This window comes from Streptomyces sp. DH24 (genome assembly GCF_029813775.1).
Lineage (GTDB): Bacteria > Actinomycetota > Actinomycetes > Streptomycetales > Streptomycetaceae > Streptomyces.
Genome location: NZ_JARVKW010000005.1, coordinates 191,123 through 214,605, shown reverse-complemented (window position 1 = coordinate 214,605; position 23,483 = coordinate 191,123). Strand labels below are relative to the sequence as shown.

The window sequence follows — 23,483 nt, the reverse complement described above, 5'->3', positions numbered from 1 at the left end:
GTCAGGATCTTCTGCGTCGATGCTTCTGGAGATGTGCTCGGGAGCGGGCCCGGCTACTTGATCATGTAGATCGTGGCGAAGAGGCCGATCCAGACGACATCGACGAAGTGCCAGTAGTAGGACACGACGATGGCGGCGGTCGCCTGCTCGTGGGTGAACCTGCTGGCCGCGTAGGTACGGCCGAGGACCAGCAGGAAGGCGATGAGTCCGCCTGTCACGTGCAGGCCGTGGAAGCCGGTCGTCAGGTAGAAGACCGAGCCGTACGGGTCGGACGAGAGCGAGAGGCCCTCGTGCTTGACCAGCTCGGTGTACTCGAAGACCTGGCCCCCGATGAAGATCGCACCCATGATGAAGGTGACGATGAACCACATCCGGAGCTTCTTCACGTCACCGCGCTCGGCGGCGAACACGCCGAGCTGGCAGGTGAGGGAGGAGAGCACCAGGATCGTGGTGTTGGTCGCCGAGAACGGGAAGTTCAGCGCATCCGCCATTTCCTTCCAGTGGTCGGGCCCTGTCACCGATCGCAGGGTGAAGTACATCGCGAAGAGGGCCGCGAAGAACATCAGCTCGGAACTCAACCAGATGATCGTTCCGACGCTGACGAGGTTCGGCCGATTGACCGACGGGTGCGCGTGCCCGGTTTCTACTGTCGTTGCTGTCGCCACGACCGACATTATGTCGGTCGCTTATCCCGCCCTCACTCCGGGGGGTGCCGTTCGGAGTGTCTGGGACGGTCGTACCGCTGTTGACGTGGTGTTCGGAGGGGTAGCATCCGCCCCACGGGCCTGTCCTTACGACGCTGACGTCACGGAGGAACAATGCAGCCGACCGCCACGGTGCTGGTCTACAGCGACGACTCCAACACCCGGGAACAGGTGCGGTTGGCCACCGGCCGACGGCCCGCTCCCGATGCCCCGTTGGTCGAGTTCCTGGAATGCGCGACACCTGCGGCCGTCCTCAAGGAGCTGGACAGGGGCGGCATCGACGTCTGCGTGCTGGACGGCGAGGCCGTGCCCATGGGTGGCATGGGGATGTGCCGGCAGATCAAGGACGAGGTCTTCAACTGTCCGCCGGTGCTGCTGCTGATCGGGCGGCCGCAGGACGCGTGGCTCGCGACGTGGAGCCGGGCCGAGGCCGCGGTGACCCTGCCGGTGGAGCCCGTGGAGTTCGCGAGCGCCCTCGCCTCTCTGCTGCGGCGCAAGGCTTCCTTGAGCGCCTAGCCACCGGGCACCCGGCACCCGGGCGGCATCACGTCGCCGTGGGGCGCAGGCGGGCCGTCTGCTGGGCGCCCGCCGCCTGGGACGGGCCCGCGGTCAGGGCACTGCCCTGCTGCCACTTCTCCCAGGGGACGTTCCAGTCGCCGAAGCCGTTGCCGAACGCCTCCATCGTGTCGCCGTCCGAGTTGACGACCTTGACGACGTCGCCCTCGCGGACGTTGTCGTAGAACCACTCGGCGTTGCCGGTGCTCATGCCGGTGCAGCCGTGGCTGACGTTGGCCGCGCCCTGGGAGCCCACGGACCAGGGCGCGGCGTGCACGTACTCGCCGCTCCAGGTCACCCGGGTGGCGTAGTACACCGGCAGGTCGTAGTCCTCGGCGCTGCCCGGTGCGATGCCGATGCTGGTGCCGCGCATGCGTACGAAGTACTCCTTGCCGAGCACGACCTTGACGCCGTTGCGGGTCTCGAAGCCGGGCTTGCCGGTGGTGACCGGGACCGACTTGACCTCCTCGCCGTTCCTGAACAGCGTCAGCCGGTGGGCCGCCGCGTCGGTGACGGCGACGACCTGGTCCCCGATGCCGATCTTCAGGGGCTTGGTCCGGCCGCCCCAGACCCGGTCGCCGATCTTGATGCCCTCCAGGTTGCTGTGCACCCGGACGGTGGCGTGGGCGGGCCAGTACTCCCTGGGCCGGTAGTGGAGCTCCTTGTCGTCGACCCAGTGCCAGCCGCCCTCCACCGCGGGCGTCGAGCGCACCTTGAGGGCGCGCTCCACGACGGCCCGCTGCGCCCGGTCCTTCACCGGCAGGGACAGCTCGGCCGTGATGGGCTGGCCGACGCCGTAGGTGCCCTGCTTGGGGCCGAAGGTGACGTTCAGGCGCTTCTTGGCGGTGGGTCTGCCGGTGTCGAAGGTGAAGACCTTCCGGCCGGGCGCCCCGTCCTCGTTCTCCGTGCTCACCCGGACCGTGTAGCGGGCGCCCGCGGCCAGCGGAGAGGTGCTGTGCCACCGGGTGCCGTCGGCGGCGAGTTCGCCCGCCACGTAGCGTCCTGCCGCGTCCACGGCGGTGACGTCGGTGATGCGCCCGTCGGTGTCCTCGGCGACGACCTCCAGCGGCTTGTCCGGGTCGGTCGGCTTCCCCTCGCCGGCGCGGCCGTTGAAGGAGACCTGGTCCGCCGCGTCGTACGGCTCGGCCGCCAGCGGGCTGTCGTCGCCGCCGCAGGCGGTGAGGCCCGCGCCGAGGGCGATCACGAGCAGCGTGCAGCCGACGGCGGTCCGGCTGCGCGGGGGGTCGGTGTGGCTCATGGCCTCAACGTAGGGAGCATCGTCGGCGGCGGCGCGGCGGGTAACCCGGACGAGTGAGCCGTGTGGGACGAAAGAGGGAGCCCGGGCACTCCGTGCGGAGTGTCCGGGCTCCCGGGTGTTTCGCTCGTGCTACTGGGTGCGGTTCTCACCGCGGTAGTACTCGAAGACCCAGCCCCAGATGCCGATCAGGACCAGCGGCGCCGAGAAGTACATCAGCCACCAGCCGATGGCGACGGACAGGAAGGCGAAGGCGCCTCCGACGGCCAGGGACAGCGGCTGCCAGCTGTGCGGGCTGAAGAACCCGACCTCGCCGGCGTCGTCCGCGACGTCCGCCTCCTTGTCGTCCTGCGCGCCGACGTCCACCCGCTTGGCTGTGAAGCCCAGGTAGAAGCCGATCATGATGCACAGACCGAAGGTCAGGAAAAGGGCCGTGGTACCGGCCGGCTCCTTCGACCACACGCCATAGACGATCGCCATGGCGAGGACGAAGACGCTCAGCCACATGAACATCTTGCCCTGGATCTTCACTTGCCGGCCTCCTTGCCCCCAGCGAGGGCCTTCTCCCCGTGACCGACGTTCTCGAGCTCGTCGAGCGCGGCGATCTCCGGGTGGTGCAGGTCGAACGCCGGGGATTCACTGCGGATCCGCGGCAGGGTGAGGAAGTTGTGCCGCGGCGGCGGGCAGGACGTCGCCCACTCGAGCGAACGGCCGTAGCCCCACGGGTCGTCGACCTCGATCTTCTTGCCGTACTTCGCGGTCTTCCAGATGTTGTAGAAGAACGGCAGGATCGACAGGCCGAGCACGAACGAGCTGATCGTCGAGATCGTGTTCAGGGCGGTGAAGCCGTCGGCCGCCAGGTAGTCGGCGTACCGGCGCGGCATGCCCTCGGCGCCCAGCCAGTGCTGGACCAGGAACGTGCCGTGGAAGCCGAAGAACAGCGTCCAGAAGGTGATCTTGCCGAGGCGCTCGTCGAGCATCTTGCCGGTGAACTTCGGCCACCAGAAGTGGAAGCCGGAGAACATCGCGAAGACCACGGTGCCGAACACGACGTAGTGGAAGTGCGCCACCACGAAGTACGAGTCGGAGATGTGGAAGTCCATCGGCGGCGAGGCCAGGATGACGCCGGTCAGGCCACCGAAGGTGAAGGTGATGAGGAAGCCCATCGCCCAGAGCATCGGCGTCTCGAAGGACAGCGAGCCCTTCCACATCGTGCCGATCCAGTTGAAGATCTTCACGCCGGTCGGGACGGCGATCAGGAACGTCATGAAGGAGAAGAACGGCAGCAGCACGCCACCGGTGACGTACATGTGGTGCGCCCACACCGTCACCGAGAGACCGGCGATGGCGATGGTCGCCGCGATCAGGTTCATGTAACCGAAGATCGGGCGGCGGCTGAAGACCGGGATGACCTCACTGATGATGCCGAAGAACGGCAGCGCGATGATGTACACCTCGGGGTGGCCGAAGAACCAGAACAGGTGCTGCCACAGCAGCGCCCCGCCGTTGGCCGGGTCGAAGATGTGCGCGCCGAACTTGCGGTCCGCCTCCAGCGCGAAGAGCGCGGCGGCCAGGACCGGGAAGGCCAGCAGGACCAGCACACCGGTCAGCAGCACGTTCCAGGTGAACACCGGCATGCGGAACATGGTCATGCCGGGGGCACGCATGCAGATGATCGTGGTGATGAAGTTGACCGAGCCGAGAATGGTGCCGAAGCCGGAGAAGGCCAGACCCATGATCCACATGTCGGCGCCGACGCCCGGCGAGCGGACCGCGTCCGACAGCGGGGAGTAGGCGAACCAGCCGAAGTCGGCCGCACCCTGCGGGGTGAGGAAACCGGCGACCGCGATCAGCGAGCCGAACAGGTAGAGCCAGTAGGCGAACATGTTCAGCCGCGGGAAGGCCACGTCCGGCGCGCCGATCTGCAGCGGCATGATCCAGTTCGCGAATCCGGCGAACAGCGGCGTCGCGAACATCAGCAGCATGATCGTGCCGTGCATCGTGAACGCCTGGTTGAACTGCTCGTTCGACATGATCTGCAGGCCCGGGCGGGCCAGCTCGGCACGCATGAGCAGAGCCATGACGCCACCGATGCAGAAGAACGCGAACGACGTCACCAGGTACAGCGTGCCGATCGTCTTGTGGTCGGTGGTCGTGAGCCACTTCACCACGACGTTGCCGGGCTGCTTGCGCCGTACCGGCAGCTCGTCCTCGTAATACGAGTCTTCAGTCGGCGCCGAGGCGCCCTGAGGTTCGTTGACGATGCTCACAGTTGGTTCGTCTCCCGGTTCTTCTCGTGGCTCGTCTGCGCGATGCCAGCGGGAACGTAACCGGTCTGCCCCTTCTTGGCGAGGTCCTTGAGGTGCTGCTCGTACCGCTCCTGGGAGACGACCTTCACGTTGAACAGCATCCGGGAGTGGTCGACGCCGCACAGCTCGGCGCACTTGCCCAGGAAGGTGCCCTCCTTGTTGGGGGTCACCTCGAAGGCGTTGGTGTGGCCCGGGATGACGTCCTGCTTCATGAGGAACGGCACCACCCAGAAGGAGTGGATGACGTCGCGCGAGGTGAGGACGAAGCGGACCCGCTGGCCCTCAGGCAGCCAGAGGGTGGGGCCCGGGTTGTTGGTCTGCGGGTTCCGGGTGCCGGGGACACCGCAGTCGTAGACACCGCCGGCGTTCGCCGGGAACTGGTCCTTGTACCTGTCCGGGATCGCGTCCAGTTCCTTGGCGGACTTCGCGTCCCCCGAGGAGCCGTCGACGCTCTCCACGTAGTTGAAGCACCAGCTCCACTGGAAGCCGACCACGTTGACCGTGACGTCGGGCTTCTTCTCGAGCTTCAGGAGCTCGGACTCGTCACGGGCCGTGAAGTAGAAGAGGACCGAGACGATGATGAGCGGGACCACGGTGTACAGGGCCTCGATGGGCATGTTGTACCGGGTCTGCGGGGGAACTTCGACCTTGGTGCGGCTGCGCCGGTGGAAGAATGCACTCCACAGGATCAGGCCCCACACCAGCACGCCGACGGCGAGCGCGGCAGCCCATGAGCCCTGCCACAGGGAGAGGATCCGCGGAGCCTCTTCCGTGGTCGGGGTGGGCATACCGAGGCGGGGGAAGTCCTCGTATGTGCAACCGGTGGCGGTCGCCAGGACCAGGCCCGCGGTCAGTGCCTGCAGCAGCTTCCGCCGCATCGGGCGCCGCGGCGAGCGGTCGGAGCCGTTGGGACTCACGTAGCGCCTTCCCGAGAGTCTCGCCCGCGCGGATTGGCTGCGGCCTTCTCGTTGGTTGGTCGCCGCCCTGCGTCGGGCAGGGGTTTGGATGTTTATGCGGACCAAACCCTAGCCGACGCCCATCCGGGGGTCGCGGGGAGGGGGGCATACGCGCCGCGGGTCACCCTGACGAGGCGTTGTGGGGGGTGCGGGGCGCCCAATGGGTGGGGTTGTGCTCATGGTTCGGCGGGTGCGGGGTCGTATGTGGCTGATCGCGCGGTTCCCCGCGCTCCTTTTGGCGTACGCGCGTTCTACCGTGGGGGCGTGGCCTACTTCGATGCTGCTTCCGGCGCTCCCCTCCATCCCGTCGCCCGTCAGGCCCTGATGGCCTCTCTCGACGAAGGGTGGGCCGATCCGGGGCGGTTGTACCGGGAGGGGCGGCGGGCGCGGATGCTGCTGGACGCCGCGCGGGAGGCCGCCGCCGAGGCGGTGGGGTGCCGGCCGGACGAGCTGGTGTTCACCTCGTCGGGGACGCGGGCCGTGCACACGGGAGTGGCGGGGGCGCTGGCCGGGCGACGGCGGGCCGGGCGTCACCTGATCGTGTCAGCCGTCGAACACTCCTCGGTGCTGCACGCGGCCGAGACGCACGAGGCGGACGGCGGGACGGTCACTCACGTGGCGGTGGACCGTACGGGTGCGGTGGCCCCAAAGGCGTACGCGGCGGCGCTGCGGCCGGACACCGCGCTGGCCTGTCTGCAGTCCGCGAACCACGAGGTGGGCACGGAGCAGCCGGTGGCGGAGGTGGCCGAGGCCTGCCGGGCGGCGGGGGTGCCGCTGCTGGTGGACGCCGCCCAGTCGCTCGGGTGGGGGCCGGTGCCCGGCGGCTGGTCGCTGCTGACGGCGAGCGCGCACAAGTGGGGCGGGCCGCCGGGGGTCGGGCTGCTCGTCGTCCGCAAGGGGGTGCGGTTCGCGGTGCGGGGGCCGTCGGACGAACGGGAGTCGGGGCGGGCGGCCGGTTTCGAGAACCTGCCGGCGATCGTGGCCGCAGCGGCGTCGCTGCGGGCGGTGCGGGCCGAGGCGGACGCGGAGGCCGCGCGGCTGCGGCGGCTGACGGACCGGATTCGGGCGCGGGTGCCGGAGCTGGTGCCGGACGTGGAGGTGGTCGGGGACCCGGTGCGCCGGCTGCCCGGCGTCGTCACGTTCTCGTGTCTCTATGCCGACGGGGAGACCCTGCTGCACGAGCTGGACCGGGAGGGGTTCTCCGTGTCGTCCGGCTCGTCCTGCACGAGCAGCACGCTGACGCCCAGCCATGTGCTGAGGGCGATGGGCGTGCTGAGCGAGGGCAACGTCCGGGTGTCGCTGCCGGCCGGGACGCCCGAGGAGGACGTCGACCGGTTCCTCGCGGCGCTGCCCGGGGCGGTGGCGGGGGTGCGGGAGAAGCTGGGCGCGCCGGTCGCCGCCGGGGAGGTGCGGCCGGAGTCCGGCGTCGCCGTGGTCGTGGACGCGGTGGGGCGGCGCTGCCCGATCCCGGTGATCGAGCTGGCCAAGGTCATCGGGGACGTGCCGGTGGGCGGCACGGTCCGGGTCCTCGCGGACGACGAGGCCGCGCGCCTCGACATCCCGGCGTGGTGCGAGATGCGGGGGCAGGAGTACGTCGGCGAGGAGCCGGCGGACCGGGGTTCGGCGTACGTGGTCCGCCGGCTCGGGTAGCCGTGCCGCGTGCGGTCAGGCCAGGTGCGCCTGGACCTCGGCGGCGGCCTCGTCGCCGTAGGCCTTGGTGAAGCGCTCCATGAAGTGGCCGCGGCGCAGCTGGTACTCCTGGGTGCCGACCGTCTCGATGACGAGCGTGGCGAGCATGCAGCCGATCTGCGCGGCGCGCTCCAGGGAGACGCCCCAGACCAGGCCGGAGAGGAAGCCGGCGCGGAAGGCGTCGCCGACGCCGGTCGGGTCGGCCTTGCGCTCCTCGTCGGGGCAGCCGACCTCGATCGGGTCCTGGCCGGCCCGCTCGATGCGCACGCCGCGCGCGCCGAGGGTGGTGACGCGGTGGCCGACGCGGGAGAGGATCTCGGCGTCGCTCCAGCCGGTCTTGCTCTCGATGAGGCCCTTCTCGTACTCGTTGGAGAAGAGGTACGTCGCGCCGTCCAGCAGGATGCGGATCTCGTCGCCGTCCATGCGGGCGATCTGCTGGGAGAAGTCGGCGGCGAACGGGATGGACCGCGAGCGGCACTCCTCGGTGTGCCGCAGCATCGCCTCGGGGTCGTCGGCGCCGATGGAGACCAGGTCGAGGCCGCCGACGCGCTCGGCGACGGTCTGCAGCTCGATGAGGCGGGCCTCGCTCATGGCGCCCGTGTAGAAGGAGCCGATCTGGTTGTGGTCGGAGTCGGTCGTGCACACGAAGCGGGCGGTGTGCAGCGTCTCAGAGATGCGCACGGATTCGGTGTCGACGCCGTGCCGGTCCAGCCAGGCCCGGTACTCGTCGAAGTCGAAGCCCGCGGCCCCGACCAGGATCGGCCTGGTGCCGAGCTGGCCCATGCCGAAGGCGATGTTCGCGCCGACGCCGCCCCGCCGGACGTCGAGGTTGTCGACCAGGAAGGACAGCGAGACCGTGTGCAGTTGGTCCGCGACGAGCTGGTCGGCGAAGCGGCCGGGGAAGGTCATGAGGTGGTCGGTGGCGATGGAGCCGGTGACTGCGATGCGCACGGCTGGTTTCTCCAGAAGGGAGGCGGATTGACAGTTCACGCTACCGGGTCGGGGGGTGGCGCTGAAGCAGGGAAAACTACCCGATAGTAGAGCTTTCTTCGCGTGGGACAACCTGCATACGGTGCCGTCATGACGAACCCAGAGGTCCACGCCCCCGCCCCGGACGAGCGCGACGCCGATCTGGCGTCGCTGCGCGGCGACTGCGCCCGGATGGCCCCGCACTGGGCGGTGCCGGACCGGGGCGCGGCCCGCCCGGTGCCGCCGTCGCTCATCCACGGCGTGCGGGTGCCGGCGACCTCGGCCCGGCTGCTGGACGCGATGTCGGACTACGGCGACTGAGCCGGCGCACCCAGGGGAACCGCTCGCTCCCCCGCTGCGTCCCATCGCTGTCCCCCTGTGACAGCTGTGCAGCCGAAGGAGCGATGCGGTGAACACCGAGCGACCCGACAACGACGACGCCGCGGCCGAGACCGGCGCCGAGGAGGCCGGTGTGTCCGGCACCGGCGGGGCTCGGGACGACGGCGACGGGAGCGGCTCCGGGCTGACGGCCCGGCGGACGCCGGTGATCGTCGCCTCGGTCGCGGCGGCCGTGCTGGTCGTCGGCGGCGGCGGGGCGTACCTCGCCGCGAGCACGTCCGGCGGTTCGGACGACAAGGCGGCGTCGGGGGCGCCCGGCGGTGGCGGCACTCCCCCGCCGCTGCCCCTGGACGGCTACGTCCACAGCGGCGGCCCCGGCATCGCGCCGGGCGAGCCGAACCCGTACGGCTCGGTCTACCGGGCCGACGGGAAGCTGCCGCAGGGGCCGGGCTCGGCGCCGGTGTACCGGGCGGCGGGGCAGGTCACCAAGGACGAGGTGGCCCGGCTCGCCGGGGCGCTGGGCGTCGACGGGACGCCGGTGGCGCAGGGGCAGGCCTGGAGGATCGGCGCGAAGGACGGCGCGGGGCCCAGTCTTCAGGTGAACCGGCAGGCGCCGGGCACCTGGACCTTCTACCGGTACACGCCCGGCACCGACAACTGCACGGGCAAGCTCACGTGCGCGGGCGAGTCGGCGAGCGGGACGGCGGCCGACCCGGTGAGCGAGGAGGCCGCGAGGAAGGCCGCCGCGCCGGTGCTGAAGGCGGTGGGCCAGGACGACGCGAAGGTCACGGCGGGCCGGGCCCAGGGCGCGAACCGGGTGGTGAACGCCGAGCCGCTGGTCGGCGGGCTGCCGACGTACGGCTGGAGCACGGGCGTCACGGTGGGCGCGGGCGGCGAGGTGGTCGGCGCGAGCGGTCAGCTGAAGGCGCCGGTGAAGGGCGACACGTATCCCGTCCTGGACGCGAAGCGGACGCTGGAGCTGATGAACGCGGCGCCGGGCGGCGGGCCGGTGGGGATCGGCGGCTGCGCCAGTCCCGTGCCGCACGAGGACGGGTCGCAGGCGCCGTGCGAGCCGGGCACCGACCTGACGAGCCCGGAGCCGAAGCGGCAGACGCTCACGGTCGAGAAGGCGGTGTTCGGGCTGGCCGCGCAGTTCGTGTCGGGCCGGCAGGCGCTGGTGCCGTCCTGGCTGTTCGAGGTGCGGGCGCCGGGTGCGAAGGACCCGTTCACCGTGACGCACCCGGCGGTCGACCCGCGGTACATCACCTCCGCTACGCCGCCGGCGGGGCCGACCGAGCGGCCCAGCCCGCGGCCGACCGGACCGGACGAGGAGCGGACCGGCAAGCCGCGGAACGTCGCCGTCGACGGCTACACCGCCGAGGGCACGGAGCTGACCGTGAGCTTCACGGGCGGGGTCTGCGCCGACTACGCGGCGACGGCGAGCGAGAGCGGCGGCAAGGTGACGGTGAAGGTGACCGAGACGCCGCGGCCGGGCAAGGTGTGCATCCTGATCGCCAAGGTGCATCACCTGACCGTGCGGTTGGACGCGCCGCTCGGCGACCGCGCGGTGGTCGGCACGGACGGCGAGCCGGTCCCGCTGGAGAAGCCGGGGGCGCGGCTGCCGCAGGCGCGGTAGACCCGTCGCGGGCACGCGAAAGGCGGCGCTTCCCTCCGCGGGGGGCGCCGCCTTTCGCGTGCGTGCCGGGGCTCAGCCGCGTGCGGGCCGGGACTCAGCTGAAGGAGTCGCCGCAGGCGCAGGAACCCGTCGCGTTCGGGTTGTCGATCGTGAAGCCCTGCTTCTCGATGGTGTCCACGAAGTCGATGGTGGCGCCGCCCAGGTACGGGGCGCTCATCCGGTCGGTGACGACCTTGACCCCGTCGAAGTCCTTCTTCACGTCGCCGTCGAGGGAGCGCTCGTCGAAGAACAGCTGGTAGCGCAGGCCGGAGCAGCCGCCGGGCTGGACGGCGACGCGCAGCGCCAGGTCGTCACGGCCTTCCTGGTCGAGCAGCGCCTTGACCTTGGACGCGGCGGCGTCGGTCAGGATGATGCCGTCGGTGACGGTGGTGGTCTCGTCCGATACGGACATCTACATCTCTCCCGGGTTGTACGGAGACTGCTTGCCGACGGTTGCAACCGGCGGGGCCGCGGATTCATTCCGGGCCGGGCGTGTCTTTTCGGCTCCGTCTTCATGCTCGCACACGCCGGGGGACGCGGAAAACGCCTCTTCGGGGAATGAATCGGCGCCCGCCGGGATTCACGTCACACAGACGCTATGGCCATCGTCAAACTGACGTGAAGCGGTTATGATAAATAGCGTCAATCCGACGAAAAGTCGTATCGGTGTCCCGCATGTCCCGCCGGGGCCGGTCTTCCGGCCCCGGCGAGCCGCAGAACAGAAAGGGTGCGTGTCGTGACCACCGCCCAGCCCCAGGAGCTCGACGTCCAGCCGACGCCCCTCGCCCTGCTGCTCCTCGGCCGCGAGGCCGACCCGAGGAGCGAGCGCGGCGTGGAGTGTCCCGGCGACCTGCCCTCGCCGTCCGACCCGGACCTGGTGGAGCGCGCCCGCGCGGCCAAGGAGCGGCTGGGCGACAAGGTCTTCGTGCTCGGCCACCACTACCAGCGCGACGAGGTCATCCAGTTCGCCGACGTCACGGGCGACTCCTTCAAGCTGGCCCGGGACGCCGCCGCGCGCCCGGAGGCGGAGTACATCGTGTTCTGCGGCGTGCACTTCATGGCGGAGTCCGCGGACATCCTGACGTCCGACGACCAGAAGGTCGTGCTGCCCGACCTCGCCGCCGGCTGCTCGATGGCCGACATGGCGACGGCCGAGCAGGTCGCCGAGTGCTGGGACGTGCTGACCGAGGCGGGCGTGGCCGAGCGGGTCGTGCCCGTCTCGTACATGAACTCGTCCGCGGACATCAAGGCGTTCACGGGCAAGCACGGCGGCACGATCTGCACCTCGTCCAACGCCCGGCGGGCCCTGGAGTGGGCCTTCGAACAGGGCGAGAAGGTCCTGTTCCTGCCGGACCAGCACCTCGGCCGCAACACCGCCGTCCGCGACATGGGCATGTCCCTGGAGGACTGCGTCGTCTACAACCCGCACAAGCCCAACGGCGGGCTGACCGCCGACGAGCTGCGCGGCGCGAGGATGATCCTGTGGCGCGGCCACTGCTCGGTGCACGGCCGCTTCAGCCTGGACTCGGTGAACGACGTGCGCGAGCGCATCCCGGGCGTCAACGTCCTGGTGCACCCCGAGTGCAAGCACGAGGTCGTCGCGGCGGCGGACCACGTCGGCTCGACCGAGTACATCATCAAGACGCTGGAGGCGGCCCCGGCCGGCTCCAAGTGGGCCATCGGCACGGAGCTGAACCTGGTCCGCAGGCTGGCGAACCGCTTCGCCTCCGAGGGCAAGGAGATCGTGTTCCTCGACAAGACGGTCTGCTTCTGCTCCACGATGAACCGCATCGACCTGCCGCACCTGGTGTGGGCGCTGGAGTCCCTCGCCGACGGCAAGCTGGTCAACCGCATCGAGGTGGACAAGGAGACGGAGGCGTTCGCGAAGCTGGCGCTGGAGCGGATGCTGGCGCTGCCGTAACGGTTCGTCCCCGCCCGACTGCCCGCGCGGGCCGGCCGGAAAAGGGCCCCGCCCCCGAGTGCCTCACGGCATCCCGGGGGCGGGGCCCTTCACTCATGAGCCACGGACGGTGCCGGGCCCGAGCCGCACCGCGCGGTGGGCGCGGCACCTACACCCCGGCCGGCTCGGGCGCGGCCTCTTCCGCGTCCGCGCGCTTGTCCCGCTCGGCCTGCCGCTTGCGGAGCCTGCGCTCCTTGCGCAGCTCCAGCATCGCGTACAGCGTCGGCACCAGCAGCAGGGTCAGCAGCGTCGACGTGATCAGGCCGCCGATCACGACCACCGCGAGCGGCTGCGCGATGAAGCCGCCCTCGCCCGTGACGCCCAGCGCCATGGGCAGCAGCGCGAAGATCGTCGCCAGCGCCGTCATCAGGATGGGCCGCAGCCGGTGCCGGCCGCCCTCGACGACCGCCTCGACGACGCCGTAGCCCTGCTTGCGGTACTGGTTGATCAGGTCGATCAGGACGATCGCGTTCGTCACCACGATGCCGATCAGCATCAGCATGCCGATCATCGCCGGGACGCCCATCGGGGTGCCCGTGGCGACCAGCAGGCCGATCGCGCCGGTCGCCGCGAACGGGATGGACACCAGCAGGATCAGCGGCTGCGCGAGCGAGCGGAACGTGCCGACCAGCAGCATGAACACGATCGCGATGGCCGCCAGCATGGCGAGGCCGAGGTTCGCGAACGCCTCGTCCTGGTCCTGCGAGACACCGCCGATCTCCGCCGTGGCGCCCGCCGGGAGCTTCAACGCGTCGATCTCCGACTGGAGTTCGCCGCTGACCGCGCCCGTGTTGTCGGCGGTCGGCCGCGCGGTGATCGTCGCCGCGCGCTGCCCGTCGATGCGGGTCATGGAGACCGGGCCGTCCACCAGCCGCACGGTGGCGACGTCGCCGAGCTTCACCGGGCCGAGCGGCAGCTTCTTCAGCTCCTCCAGCGTCCTGGCCGGCTTCGCCGAGCGGATGACGATGTCGCGCTCGGTGTCGTCCAGGACCGCCTTGCCGGCCGTGGTGCCGCGTACGGCGTTGGCGACGGCCGCGCCCAGGGTCTGCTGGTCCACACCGGCCGCCGCGGCCTTCTCGTTGGCCCGCACCGAGATGCGCGGCACGCTCTGCGACAGGTCGCTGGTGACGTCCGTGACGTCGTCCAGGCCGGCCACCGTGTCGCGGACCTGGTCGGCCGCCCGGCGCAGCACCTCGGCGTCGGCCGCCTTCACGACGACGCTCAGGTCCTGGCTGCCGAAGCCGTCACCGGCGGCGACCCTGGTGGTGCCGGCGCCGTCGAGCCTCTTCAGCCCGGCCTCGATGTCGTCGCGTACGTCCTCGAAGGACGCGGAGTCCTCCAGCATCACCTGGTACGAGGCCTGGTTGGTGTCGGTGCCGCCGCCGAAGGCCGCCATGAAGCCGGACGAGCCGACGGTCACCTGGTAGTCCTTGACGCCGTCCACGCCGGCGAGCATCTTCTCCACCTCGCGGGCCGCCGCGTCGGTCGCCGCGAGGCTGGTGCCGGGCTCCAACTCCTGCTTGACGCTGAGGACTTGCTGCTCGCCCTGGTCGAAGAAGTTCGTCTTCAGCAGCGGCGCCATGCCGAACGTGCCGATGAGGACCACGGCCGCGAGCAGCACGCTGGTGAGCCGGCGGCGGGTGGCGAAACGCAGGACGGGGACGTAGATCCGCTGCAGGCGGCTCCTGGCCTCCTTCTCCTCCGCGAGCCGGCGCGCCTCGCCGGCGTCCTCGGGGGTGCCCTTCGGCGGGCGCAGGAACCAGTACGACAGGACCGGCACGACCGTCAGGGAGACGAGGAGGGACGCCAGCAGGGCGGCCGTCACCGTCAGGCTGAACGAGCCGAACAGCTCGCCCACCATGCCGCCGACCAGGCCGATCGGCAGGAACACGGCGACCGTGGTGAGCGTGGAGGAGGTGACCGCGCCCGCGACCTCGCGGACCGCCTTGAGGATGGCCTCCTGGCGCGCCTCGCCGTAGCCGAGGTGCCGCTTGATGTTCTCCAGGACGACGATGGAGTCGTCGACGACGCGGCCGACCGCGATGGTCAGCGCGCCCAGCGTGAGCATGTTGAGGGACAGGTCCCGCGTCCACAGCACGATCAGGGCGAGCACGACGGACAGCGGGATGCTCACCGCCGTCACGAGCGTCGAGCGGATCGACGCGAGGAAGACCAGGATGACGAGGACGGCGAAGAGCAGGCCGAGCCCGCCCTCGGTGGTCAGGCCCTCGATGGACTTGGACACGGCCGGGCCCTGGTCGCTGACCACGGTGAGCGTGGCGCCCGCACCGAGGTCGGCGCGCAGCTCGGGGAGCATGTCCTGGACGGCCTCGGAGACGGCGACCGCGCTGCCGTCGTGGTCCATGGTGAGGGCGACGGCGAGGCTGGGGCGGCCGTTGGTGCGGGCGATGGAGTCGGCCCCGGCCTCCTCCTGCGCGACGGTGGCGACGTCGCCGAGGCGCACCGGCTTCCTGCCCTCGCCCCGGACCGTCAGGTCCTTGATCTGCTTGACCGAGGTGAAGCCGCCGCCCACCTGGACGGTGCGGTTGGCACCGTCCTCGTCGAAGGAGCCGGCCGGGACGGTCGCGCCGCCCGCCTGGAGGGCCTGCGCGAGGGCCTGCGTGGTCAGGCCGGCCCTGGCGAGTTTCGCGTCGTCGGGCGTGACGGTGATCTCGACGTCGCGGACGCCGTCGACCGTGACCTGGCCGACGCCGTCGATGCCCTTCAGGTCCGGCACGACGGTCCGGTCGAGCTGGTCGGCCAGGGCCTGCTGGTCCTTGTCGGAGGTGACGGCGAGGACGACGGTCGGGATGTCGTCCGTGGAGCCGGCGACGACCTGCGGTTCCACGTCGTCGGGAAGCATCACCCGGGCCCGGTTGACGGCCTGCTGGACGTCGGCGACGAGTTGCTTGGTGTCGTTGCCGTAGTCGAAGGACGCCATGATGACGGCGTTGCCCTCACTGGCCGTGGAGGTGACGCCGGTGATGCCGTCGACGGCTTCGAGGTTGTCCTCGATGGGCTCGACGACCTGCTTCTCGACGACGTCGGGGGAGGCGCCCCGGTAGGGGGCGAGCACCGACACCATGGGCAGTTCGATGGTGGGCAGGAGTTGCTGCTTCAGCTGCGGGATCGCGATCGCCCCGAAGACGAGCGCGACGATCGACATGAGGCCTATCAGGGCCCGTTGGGCGAGGCTGAATCTCGACAGCCAGGACATGGGTGAGGGTCCCTCTTCCGTGGAAAACGGCGAAGCGCTTCTGGGATCGGAGCCGGCAGAAGCACGAAGGCGCGGGCATGCCGTGCCCGCCTCCTACACCCTGGGCCACGGAAGGCGGCCCGGTCGTAGCCCTCTGGTCCATTTCCCGGGCGGCCCGTACTGCGGGCGCAGTAGGGCCGTGCCGGGCTCAGTCCACCCTTGGACGTACCAGCCCGGACTCGTACGCCATCACCACGAGTTGGGCCCGGTCGCGGGCGCCGAGCTTGGCCATGGCCCGGTTGACGTGCGTCTTGACCGTGAGCGGGCTGACCTCCAGGCGCTCGGCGATCTCGTCGTTGGAGTGGCCGCCCGCGACCTGCACCAGCACCTCGCGCTCCCGCACCGTCAGCGCGTCCAGTCGCTCGGCGCGGGCCGGGTCCCGTTCGTCGTCGGTGTCCCGCTGGGCGAGGAAGCGGGCGATCAGGCCCTTCGTCGCGGTCGGCGACAGCAGCGCCTCGCCGCCCGCCGCGACGCGGATCGCGTTCAGCAGCTCGTCGGGCTCGGAGCCCTTGCCGAGGAAGCCGGAGGCGCCCGCGCGCAGCGACTGCACCACGTAGTCGTCCACCTCGAAGGTGGTCAGTATGACCACGCGGACCTGAGCGAGGGAGGGGTCGGCGCTGATCAGGCGGGTGGCGGCGAGGCCGTCGGTGCCGGGCATCCGGATGTCCATCAGCACGACGTCGGCCTGCCGCTCCTTCGCCAGCCGCACGGCCTCGGCGCCGTCGGACGCCTCCCCGACCACCTCCATGTCGGGCTCGGAGTCGACGAGGACCCGGAACGCGCTGCGCAGCAGTGCCTGGTCGTCGGCGAGCAGGACACGGATGGTCATGCGGGGTCCCCCCGGGTGCGGCGGCCACGTGGACGCTGTCGTGCGGCCGGTGTCACGTGGACGGTTCGGTCTCTGGTGTGGCGGGCGTGCGGGCCTTGAGCGGCAGGATCGCATGGACGCGGAAGCCGCCCCCGAAGCGGGGACCGGTGGTGAGGGTGCCGCGCAGGGCGGTGACGCGCTCCCGCATGCCGAGCAGCCCGTGCCCGCCGCCGGACACCGGGCGCTCGGCCTCGCCGGTCCCGTCGTCCAGGACGGTGATCTCGATGTGGGGTCCCACGCGTACGACGCTGACCTCCGCCCTCGCCTCGGTACCCGCGTGCTTCTGCACGTTGGTGAGGGCCTCCTGGATGATCCGGTACGCGGCCAGGTCGACGGCGGCGGGCGGGGTGCTGCCCTGGTCGGCGCGGGCGACCTCGACGTGCAGTCCGGCGCTGCGGAAGGTGCCGACGAGTTCGTCCAGGCGGTCCAGGCCCGGCGCCGGTTCGGTGGGGGCCTCCGGGTCGCCGGACTGGCGCAGCAGGCCGACGGTGGCGCGCAGTTCGTTGAGCGCCGACCGGCTGGCCTCCCGTACGTGCGCGAGGGCCTCCTTGGCCTGGTCGGGCCGCTTGTCCATGACGTGCGCGGCGACGCCGGCCTGCACGTTGACCAGGGCGATGTGGTGGGCGACGACGTCGTGCAGGTCCCGTGCGATGCGCAGCCGCTCCTCGGCGACGCGCCGGCGGGCCTCCTCCTCGCGGGTGCGTTCGGCGCGTTCGGCGCGTTCCTGCACGGCCTGGACGAAGGCGCGGCGGCTGCGGATGGCGTCGCCGGCGGCCGCGGCCATGCCGGTCCAGGCGAAGATGCCCAGGTTCTCCTGCGCGTACCAGGGCAGCGGGCCGGCGATCATGGCGACGCCGGTCAGCACGGACATGGTGAGCAGGCCGATGCGCCAGGCGGTGGGGCGGTCGGTGGAGGCGGCCACCGTGTAGAGGGCGATGACGGCGGACATGGCGACGGGGGCGCGGGGGTCGCCGGTGACGAACTCGACGAGGGACAGGGTGCCGGTGACGGCGAGCACCGTTCTCGGGACCCGGCGGCGCAGGACGAGCGCGGCGGCGCACAGGGTCATGAGCACCAGGCTCAGCGCGTCCGGGGTGCGTACGCCCCAGGTGATGCGGTTGCCGTGGTGCGGCTCGACGAACGATCCGGCGACCATGCATGCGAGCACGCCGGCCGCGATGGCCGCGTCGAGCGCCATGGGGTGGGCCTTGAGCCGGCGTCTGGCGCGGTCGAGGGAGGTCACGCCTGCCAACTGTACGGACCCGCGGCCGTTTCGTGGCCGGCGTCGGCGCGACCGGGCCGGGCCGCGCCCCGGGCCACCTTCGGCCCCGACCGGCCCGCTCAGGCTCCGGGGATCAGGCCGCCGTTGTCGCTGAGCAGTTCCCTCACCTCGTCCAGCGTCGCGTCCGAGGACGGCAGGATCAGGTCGGAGGGCTCCAGGGACTCGTCCGGCAGGGGCTCGCCGAGGGCGCGGACCTCGGCGAGGAGGGCCTGGAGCGTGCGGCGGAAGCCCGGTCCGTCGCCGTTCTCCATCTCGGCCAGGAGCTCGTCGTCCAGTTTGTCGAGTTCGGCGAGGTGGCTGTCGGCCAGCCTCACCTGTCCCTCCCCCATGATCCGTACGATCATGTCGCCCTCCTCGGCGTGGGCCCCGGCCGCTGCGTGGTGGTTACTGCTTGTCGAAGCGCGGGGTGTCCTGCGGCTGCTGCTGGGACTGCTGCCGGCCCGTGCCGCCCTCGATGGCCTGCTGTCCGTCGGCCGAACCTCCGGCCAGCTCCGCCTTCATGCGCTGCAGTTCCAGCTCTACATCCGTACCACCGGAGAGCCGGTCCAGCTCGGCCTGGATGTCGTCCTTGTGCATGCCGGACTGGTCGTCCAGGGCGCCGGAGGCGAGCAGCTCGTCGATCGCGCCGGCCCGCGCCTGGAGCTGCGCGGTCTTGTCCTCGGCCCGCTGGATCGCCAGGCCGACGTCGCCCATCTCCTCGGAAATGCCGGAGAAGGCCTCGCCGATCCGGGTCTGCGCCTGGGCCGCGGTGTAGGTGGCCTTGATCGTCTCCTTCTTCGTGCGGAAGGCGTCGACCTTGGCCTGCAGGCGCTGGGCCGCCAGGGTGAGCTTCTCCTCCTCGCCCTGGAGGGTGGCGTGCTGGGTCTCCAGGTCCGTGACCTGCTGCTGGAGGGCGGCGCGGCGGGAGAGCGCCTCGCGGGCCAGGTCCTCGCGGCCCAGCGCGAGCGCCTTGCGGCCCTGGTCCTCCAGCTTGGAGGACTGGGACTGCAGCTGGTTGAGCTGGAGCTCCAGGCGCTTGCGCGACGTGGCCACGTCGGCCACGCCACGGCGCACCTTCTGGAGCAGCTCAAGCTGCTTCTGGTACGAGTAATCGAGGGTCTCGCGCGGGTCCTCGGCCCGGTCAAGGGCCTTGTTCGCCTTCGCGCGGAAGATCATCCCCATACGCTTCATGACACCGCTCATGGGCTTCGCGCGCCCCCTTCTGACGGACTCCGGCTCCAGCTGCTGCGACAGAACCCACAGTACGGGCCCTGCATCCATTACCGCACTGTTCGGGGACGGATGCGCTCATCCCCAAGGACGACTGACTGCTCGCGCGGTCCGGCGCAGGGAGTAGGTGATCCCCGTACTCGCTGTCCGGTGCCGTCCCCTTCTGTCCTGTAAGAGACGACTGGTGTTGCGGGATCGTTCCCCACCGGGCTGCTGCCCATGCCGCCGCACCCCGTACCCTTGGGCTTTGTGTTCCGTAGCCGTGCCAAGGAAGAGAAGGCTCCGTCCGCCGAGACGGTGACCGACTCCAAGAACCCCCGTCATCCGGAGGCCCCCAAGGGCCGCCCCACGCCCAAGCGCAGCCAGGCCCAGTCGCAGCGCCGCAGCGTCGCCAACACGTCGATGTCCCGCAAGGACGCGGCGAAGCGGCAGCGCGAGGAGCGCCGTGCCGCGCTGGAGCGTCAGCGCCAGGCGCTGGCCAGCGGCGACGAGCGGTACCTGCCGGCCCGCGACAAGGGCCCGGTCCGCCGCTTCGCGCGTGACTTCGTCGACTCCCGGTTCAACATCGCGGAGTTCTTCCTGCCGATGGCCGTCGTCATCCTCGTGCTGAGCATGGTGCGCGTGGCCTCCCTGCAGAACGTCGCGCTGCTGCTGTGGCTCGTGGTGATCGTGCTGATCGTGCTCGACTCCGTGGTCACCGGTTTCCGGCTGAAGAAGCAGCTGAACGAGCGCTTCCCCGACGAGAACAAGCGCGGCGCCGTCGCCTACGCGCTGATGCGGTCGCTGCAGATGCGCCGGCTCCGGCTGCCGAAGCCGCAGGTCAAGCGCGGAGAGCGGCCCTGAGCACGACGTCGTTCACCTCGGGTACGGCCGATGCCGCCCGGCTGAGCGGGCCGGGCGGACTGCGTGATCTCGTCCGTCGGGAACTGGTGGCCCGGCAGCTCGACGAGCAGCTCGCCGGACGGTTCCCGGTCGGGCGCCGGCTGCGGGTGCTCGACGTCGGCATGGGCCGGGGCGCGCAGGCGCTGCGGCTGGTGCGGGCCGGGCATCAGGTGACCGGTCTTGAGCAGGACCCGGCGCTGATCGCCGCGGCGCGTACGGCGCTGGCGGGCGAGCCGGAGGGCGTCCGGGAGCGGATGCGGATCATCGAGGGCGACGGCCGCGACACCGGCGTGCACTTCCTGCCGGGCAGCTTCGACGTGGTGCTGTGCCACGGTGTGCTGATGCACGTCGAGGAGCCGGACCCGCTGCTGGCCGGGCTCGCGCGGATGCTCGCGCACGGCGGGCTGCTGTCCCTGGTGGTCCGCAACGGCGACGCGCTCGCGATGCGGCCGGGTCTGTCCGGCGACTGGGCCGGGGCGCTGGCCGCGTTCGACACGGCCGAGCGTCTGCCCCACCCCCGGGTTCGCCCGGACGGGGGAACGCCGGTCCGGGCGGTGTCCGACGGGCGGGCCGACCGGCTGAGCAAGCTGACGGGAACGCTCGCGGGCATCGGGGCGCCGCTGCACACCTGGTACGGGGTGCGGGTCTTCACGGACACGGCGGCCGACGACGCGGAGCCGCCGGCCGACCCGGGGACGCTGCTCGCGGTCGAGGAGCGGGCGGGGCGCACGGACCCGTACCGCGGGGTGGCCGCGCTGCTGCACCTGTGCGGCGTGCGGGACTGAGCACGGCACGACGAAGGGGGCGGCCCCGGTGGGCCGCCCCCTTCGTCGTGCGTCAGCGGGTCACGACTCGTCCGCGTGCAGGCTCATCGGCCCGTAGATCTCCGTGGAGTCCTCGAACAGCCGCACCCGGTCCACGCCGCCGTCGAGCAGGGCCTTCCACTGCTCCCCGATCCAGGACTCGGCGTCCCCCTGCGTGGTGAACTCCTCGGGCTGCACCGCGGGCTGGACCTCCGTCCCGTCGGCCGCCTCGAACCGCCACGTCCATGCCGCCATGTACGCCTCCCAGGTCTGAGCACATGCAGAGCGGAAGCCGGATCTTGGTCCGGCTCCTGCCCAGAGCCTAGCCGGACGCGCAAGACCCGCCCGGACACGTGAAAATCGGGGGCGTGGACATCACTCTGCTCGGTACCGGCGCTCCCGCGGGGCTTCCCCGCCCCGACTGTTCCTGCGCGGCCTGCGCGTCCGCCCTCGGCGAGGACGCGCGGGCGGCCACCGCCGTGCTCGTGGACGGGGCGCTGCTGCTCGACCTGACACCCGGCGCGGCGTTCGCCGCCGCGCGGGCGGGGCGCTCGCTGAGCGGCGTGGGGCAGGTGCTGCTGACGCATCCGCACGACGGGCCCGCGGTGGAGGTGCCGGCGGGGCTGCCGCAGCCGGGGCGGGTGCCGGACGGGCGGGAACTGGCGCTGCTGACGGGACATCGGGTGCGGGCCGTGGCGATGGACGCGCCGGGCACCGGGTACGCCGTGACCGGGCCGGACGGGCAGCGGCTGCTGTATCTGCCGCCGGGCGGCGCCCCGGCGGGTCTTGAGGAGCCCGCCGAGCCGTACGACATGATCCTCACGGACGTCGTGGGGCGGCCGGACGGACTCGCGAAGCTGCGCGCGGTGGGCGCGGCCGGGCCGACCACCGACGTCGTCGCCGTGCACCTCGACCACGACGTGCCGCCGGGCGCCGAGCTGCGGCGGCGGCTCGCGGCGGCCGGGGCACGGGCGGTGCCGGACGGGACGACGCTGACCGTCGGCGCATACGAGGACGTGCCCGACGTGCCCCGGCGGACGCTGGTGCTGGGCGGGGCGCGGTCCGGGAAGTCGGTGGAGGCCGAGCGGCGCCTGGAGGCCTTCCCCGACGTGCTGTACGTGGCGACGGGCGGCTCCCGCAACGGCGACACGGAGTGGGCGGCGCGGGTCACCGCGCACCGGGAGCGGCGGCCGGGGTCCTGGCGGACCGTGGAGACCTGCGATCTGGTGCCGCTGCTGAAGGACGACGGGCCGCCGCTGCTCGTGGACTGCCTGTCGCTGTGGCTGACGGACGCGATGGACGCCGTGGGCGCCTGGGACGACGCCGAGTGGGCGGACGGCGGGGAGCGGGCGTTGCGCGAGCGGGTACGGGAGTTGACCGGGGCGGTGCGCGAGACGCGGCGGACCGTGGTCGCCGTGTCGAACGAGGTGGGGTCGGGGATCGTGCCGGCGACCGCGTCGGGACGGCGGTACCGGGACGAGCTGGGGCGGCTGAACTCGGCGTTCGCCGGGGAGTGCGAGCACGTGGTGCTCGTCGTCGCGGGGCAGGCGGTGGTGCTGCGGGGGTGAGGGGGCGGTCGGCGTGCTGCCCGGGTGCGGTGGTGTGCGACGCCGTCGGCCGCCGCCCTGCTTCACCCCGGGGTCGGCCGGGCAGTTCCGGCGACCGGTCGGCCGGGTCCCGCGCTCGGCCGGGCAGTTCCGGCAGACGGCCGACCCGTTGCCGCGTTCGGCAGGCGGCCGGTCGATTTCCGTGCCGGGCCGAGCAGTTCCGGCGACCGGTCGGCCAAGTCGGGCAGGCGACCCGGTCAGTTCCGGCGGGCCAGGACCCGGTACCGGCCGGAAGGGCGGGCGCGGCGGGGCGCCGTGAGGATCGTGCAGCCCTCGGCGTGGAGTTCCGCCTCGACGTTCGCCGGGTGCGGCAGGTGCAGGTCGGCGGGGTCGGCGGGGGCCGTCCACCAGCTGCCCCGCGGACCGGTGAGTTCGAGCAGGAGGTGGCCGCCGGGACGGAGCACCGTGAGGGCGGCGAGGAGTTCCGCGCGGGGGTCCGGCGTGCGCTCCAGGTGGTGGAGCATGCTCACGACGTCGTAGCGGGCGCGCAGCCGGGCGGCGATGTGCGGGTCGGTCAGGCGGCCGACGTGGGCCTCCTCGACGCGGCCTGCCGCGTAGGCCCGGACCACGCGGCGGTCGGTGTCCACCCCGTCGAACGACGTGTACGGGAAGAACTCCTGCGCGGCGGCCGGGAAGTGGCCCTCGCCCGTGCCGACGTCCAGCCAGCCCTCCGGTTCGGGGAAGGGCAGCAGCGCGCGGGCGGCGGAGCGGTGGCGGAGGGCGGTGAGGCGGCGTTCGAGGGGGCGTGCCACGCGGCCCTCGGCGCGGCCGTGGAGGTGGCGGGCGAGGCCCTCCGCGGTGAGCCGGGGGTTCTGGAAGACGTGCCCGCAGTCCCCGCACGCGTCGAGCGGGACGTCGCCCGGGCCGCCCTGCGCGAGGTGCGCGACGGTCAGCCCGGCGCGCAGCCGCCGCGCGCCCGACGGGGCCGGCGGCCGGGGGCTCACCCGCTGTGAACCGCACCAGGGGCAGTCGGGACGGCGCGGCTCGTGGAAGTCGGCGCGGGCGTGGGCGGGTTCGACGCGGTCGGCGGCCCGGCGCCGGCCGGCGGCCCGAGAGGAGGACGGTACGGACGGCACGGCGGCTCCCGGGGACGAACGGCGATCCATGACAAACCGGAACGTATGGGATACCGATCTTCGGTGCAACGACGTCACCGTGACGGGGT

Annotated in this window: 22 protein-coding genes; 8 read left to right on the top strand and 14 right to left on the bottom strand. The window is 71.8% G+C overall.

Translation table 11 applies throughout. From position 1 onward, the window contains the following. Nucleotides 1–53 precede the first annotated feature (53 nt). Nucleotides 54–674, bottom strand: coding sequence for a heme-copper oxidase subunit III (locus QC282_RS06070; protein WP_279548158.1), 621 nt, complete (start codon nt 672–674; stop codon nt 54–56). Between the two features lie 144 nt (nt 675–818). Between QC282_RS06070 and QC282_RS06065 the strand changes: the two genes are divergently transcribed. After that, on the top strand, nt 819–1,220 hold the full coding sequence (locus tag QC282_RS06065; RefSeq protein ID WP_279548157.1) for a hypothetical protein: 402 nt from the start codon (nt 819–821) through the stop codon (nt 1,218–1,220). Nucleotides 1,221–1,248: 28 nt separating this feature from the next. Here QC282_RS06065 and QC282_RS06060 read toward each other — a convergent pair whose 3' ends face one another. The 4 genes from QC282_RS06060 to coxB all read right to left on the bottom strand — a co-directional run bounded on the left by QC282_RS06060 (nt 1,249) and on the right by coxB (nt 5,740). Further along, the gene (locus QC282_RS06060; protein ID WP_279548156.1) at nt 1,249–2,517 is read right to left on the bottom strand and encodes an Ig-like domain-containing protein; all 1,269 of its coding nucleotides are present in this window, start codon (nt 2,515–2,517) and stop codon (nt 1,249–1,251) included. A 129-nt stretch (nt 2,518–2,646) separates the two neighbouring features. Further along, a complete protein-coding gene (locus QC282_RS06055; protein ID WP_279548155.1) occupies nt 2,647–3,045 on the bottom strand; it encodes a cytochrome c oxidase subunit 4 in 399 nt (132 codons plus the stop codon). Beyond that, a complete protein-coding gene (gene ctaD / locus QC282_RS06050) occupies nt 3,042–4,784 on the bottom strand; it encodes a cytochrome c oxidase subunit I (protein WP_279548154.1) in 1,743 nt (580 codons plus the stop codon). The genes QC282_RS06055 and ctaD overlap by 4 nt, the downstream gene beginning before the upstream one ends. Continuing rightward, a complete protein-coding gene (gene coxB / locus QC282_RS06045) occupies nt 4,781–5,740 on the bottom strand; it encodes a cytochrome c oxidase subunit II (RefSeq protein ID WP_279548153.1) in 960 nt (319 codons plus the stop codon). The genes ctaD and coxB overlap by 4 nt, the downstream gene beginning before the upstream one ends. A 303-nt stretch (nt 5,741–6,043) precedes the next feature. Between coxB and QC282_RS06040 the strand changes: the two genes are divergently transcribed. Continuing rightward, on the top strand, nt 6,044–7,429 hold the full coding sequence (locus QC282_RS06040) for a cysteine desulfurase/sulfurtransferase TusA family protein (RefSeq protein WP_279548152.1): 1,386 nt from the start codon (nt 6,044–6,046) through the stop codon (nt 7,427–7,429). Nucleotides 7,430–7,444: 15 nt separating this feature from the next. Here the strand turns inward: QC282_RS06040 and QC282_RS06035 are convergent, their stop codons facing one another. Further along, a complete protein-coding gene (locus QC282_RS06035) occupies nt 7,445–8,419 on the bottom strand; it encodes a carbohydrate kinase family protein (RefSeq protein ID WP_279548151.1) in 975 nt (324 codons plus the stop codon). 129 nt (nt 8,420–8,548) lie between these two features. Between QC282_RS06035 and QC282_RS06030 the strand changes: the two genes are divergently transcribed. Next, nucleotides 8,549–8,758 carry a hypothetical protein gene (locus QC282_RS06030; RefSeq protein WP_279548150.1) on the top strand — a complete coding sequence of 70 codons (210 nt, stop codon included), beginning with the start codon at nt 8,549–8,551 and terminating at the stop codon, nt 8,756–8,758. 88 nt (nt 8,759–8,846) lie between these two features. Next, complete coding sequence (locus QC282_RS06025) at nt 8,847–10,412, top strand: hypothetical protein (RefSeq protein ID WP_279548149.1); 1,566 nt, start codon at nt 8,847–8,849, stop codon at nt 10,410–10,412. A 94-nt stretch (nt 10,413–10,506) separates the two neighbouring features. On the opposite strand, the gene erpA is transcribed toward QC282_RS06025, so the two are convergent. Beyond that, complete coding sequence (gene erpA, locus QC282_RS06020) at nt 10,507–10,863, bottom strand: iron-sulfur cluster insertion protein ErpA (protein WP_279548148.1); 357 nt, start codon at nt 10,861–10,863, stop codon at nt 10,507–10,509. Between the two features lie 324 nt (nt 10,864–11,187). Between erpA and nadA the strand changes: the two genes are divergently transcribed. Then, complete coding sequence (gene nadA, locus QC282_RS06015; RefSeq protein ID WP_279548147.1) at nt 11,188–12,372, top strand: quinolinate synthase NadA; 1,185 nt, start codon at nt 11,188–11,190, stop codon at nt 12,370–12,372. A 148-nt stretch (nt 12,373–12,520) separates the two neighbouring features. Here the strand turns inward: nadA and QC282_RS06010 are convergent, their stop codons facing one another. The 5 genes from QC282_RS06010 to QC282_RS05990 form a co-directional block, all read right to left on the bottom strand. Further along, nucleotides 12,521–15,628, bottom strand: a complete 3,108-nt coding sequence (locus QC282_RS06010) for an efflux RND transporter permease subunit (RefSeq protein ID WP_279548146.1) — start codon at nt 15,626–15,628, stop codon at nt 12,521–12,523. A 187-nt stretch (nt 15,629–15,815) separates the two neighbouring features. Then, entirely contained in the window at nt 15,816–16,496 is a 681-nt protein-coding gene (locus QC282_RS06005) for a response regulator transcription factor (protein WP_279548145.1), read from the bottom strand. Between the two features lie 52 nt (nt 16,497–16,548). Continuing rightward, the gene (locus QC282_RS06000; RefSeq protein ID WP_279548144.1) at nt 16,549–17,778 is read right to left on the bottom strand and encodes a sensor histidine kinase; all 1,230 of its coding nucleotides are present in this window, start codon (nt 17,776–17,778) and stop codon (nt 16,549–16,551) included. A 98-nt stretch (nt 17,779–17,876) separates the two neighbouring features. Next, on the bottom strand, nt 17,877–18,161 hold the full coding sequence (locus tag QC282_RS05995; RefSeq protein WP_279548143.1) for a hypothetical protein: 285 nt from the start codon (nt 18,159–18,161) through the stop codon (nt 17,877–17,879). Nucleotides 18,162–18,201: 40 nt separating this feature from the next. Beyond that, nucleotides 18,202–18,987 carry a PspA/IM30 family protein gene (locus tag QC282_RS05990; protein WP_279548142.1) on the bottom strand — a complete coding sequence of 262 codons (786 nt, stop codon included), beginning with the start codon at nt 18,985–18,987 and terminating at the stop codon, nt 18,202–18,204. 258 nt (nt 18,988–19,245) lie between these two features. On the opposite strand from QC282_RS05990, the gene QC282_RS05985 reads away from it, so the two are divergent. Then, a complete protein-coding gene (locus QC282_RS05985) occupies nt 19,246–19,869 on the top strand; it encodes a DUF3043 domain-containing protein (protein WP_279548141.1) in 624 nt (207 codons plus the stop codon). 86 nt (nt 19,870–19,955) lie between these two features. After that, a complete protein-coding gene (locus QC282_RS05980; protein WP_279548140.1) occupies nt 19,956–20,693 on the top strand; it encodes a bifunctional 2-polyprenyl-6-hydroxyphenol methylase/3-demethylubiquinol 3-O-methyltransferase UbiG in 738 nt (245 codons plus the stop codon). A gap of 60 nt (nt 20,694–20,753) precedes the next feature. Here the strand turns inward: QC282_RS05980 and QC282_RS05975 are convergent, their stop codons facing one another. Then, a complete protein-coding gene (locus QC282_RS05975) occupies nt 20,754–20,966 on the bottom strand; it encodes a hypothetical protein (RefSeq protein WP_279548139.1) in 213 nt (70 codons plus the stop codon). 113 nt (nt 20,967–21,079) lie between these two features. Between QC282_RS05975 and QC282_RS05970 the strand changes: the two genes are divergently transcribed. After that, entirely contained in the window at nt 21,080–22,279 is a 1,200-nt protein-coding gene (locus QC282_RS05970) for a bifunctional adenosylcobinamide kinase/adenosylcobinamide-phosphate guanylyltransferase (RefSeq protein ID WP_279548138.1), read from the top strand. 236 nt (nt 22,280–22,515) lie between these two features. Here the strand turns inward: QC282_RS05970 and QC282_RS05965 are convergent, their stop codons facing one another. Beyond that, on the bottom strand, nt 22,516–23,424 hold the full coding sequence (locus QC282_RS05965; RefSeq protein WP_279548137.1) for a class I SAM-dependent methyltransferase: 909 nt from the start codon (nt 23,422–23,424) through the stop codon (nt 22,516–22,518). Between the last annotated feature and the right edge of the window lie 59 nt (nt 23,425–23,483).

Excerpts from the sequence above, each read along its gene's own strand:
- QC282_RS06060 (WP_279548156.1), bottom strand. The coding sequence starts at position 2,517 with ATGAGCCACACCGACCCCCCGCGCAGCCGGACCGCCGTCGGCTGCACG.
- QC282_RS05995 (WP_279548143.1), bottom strand. The coding sequence starts at position 18,161 with ATGATCGTACGGATCATGGGGGAGGGACAGGTGAGGCTGGCCGACAGC.
- QC282_RS05965 (WP_279548137.1), bottom strand. The coding sequence starts at position 23,424 with ATGGATCGCCGTTCGTCCCCGGGAGCCGCCGTGCCGTCCGTACCGTCC.
- QC282_RS05975 (WP_279548139.1), bottom strand. The coding sequence starts at position 20,966 with ATGGCGGCATGGACGTGGCGGTTCGAGGCGGCCGACGGGACGGAGGTC.
- QC282_RS06070 (WP_279548158.1), bottom strand. The coding sequence starts at position 674 with ATGTCGGTCGTGGCGACAGCAACGACAGTAGAAACCGGGCACGCGCAC.
- QC282_RS06010 (WP_279548146.1), bottom strand. The coding sequence starts at position 15,628 with ATGTCCTGGCTGTCGAGATTCAGCCTCGCCCAACGGGCCCTGATAGGC.
- QC282_RS06030 (WP_279548150.1), top strand. The coding sequence starts at position 8,549 with ATGACGAACCCAGAGGTCCACGCCCCCGCCCCGGACGAGCGCGACGCC.
- erpA (WP_279548148.1), bottom strand. The coding sequence starts at position 10,863 with ATGTCCGTATCGGACGAGACCACCACCGTCACCGACGGCATCATCCTG.
- QC282_RS05990 (WP_279548142.1), bottom strand. The coding sequence starts at position 18,987 with ATGAAGCGTATGGGGATGATCTTCCGCGCGAAGGCGAACAAGGCCCTT.
- QC282_RS06005 (WP_279548145.1), bottom strand. The coding sequence starts at position 16,496 with ATGACCATCCGTGTCCTGCTCGCCGACGACCAGGCACTGCTGCGCAGC.
- QC282_RS05985 (WP_279548141.1), top strand. The coding sequence starts at position 19,246 with ATGCCGCCGCACCCCGTACCCTTGGGCTTTGTGTTCCGTAGCCGTGCC.
- QC282_RS06065 (WP_279548157.1), top strand. The coding sequence starts at position 819 with ATGCAGCCGACCGCCACGGTGCTGGTCTACAGCGACGACTCCAACACC.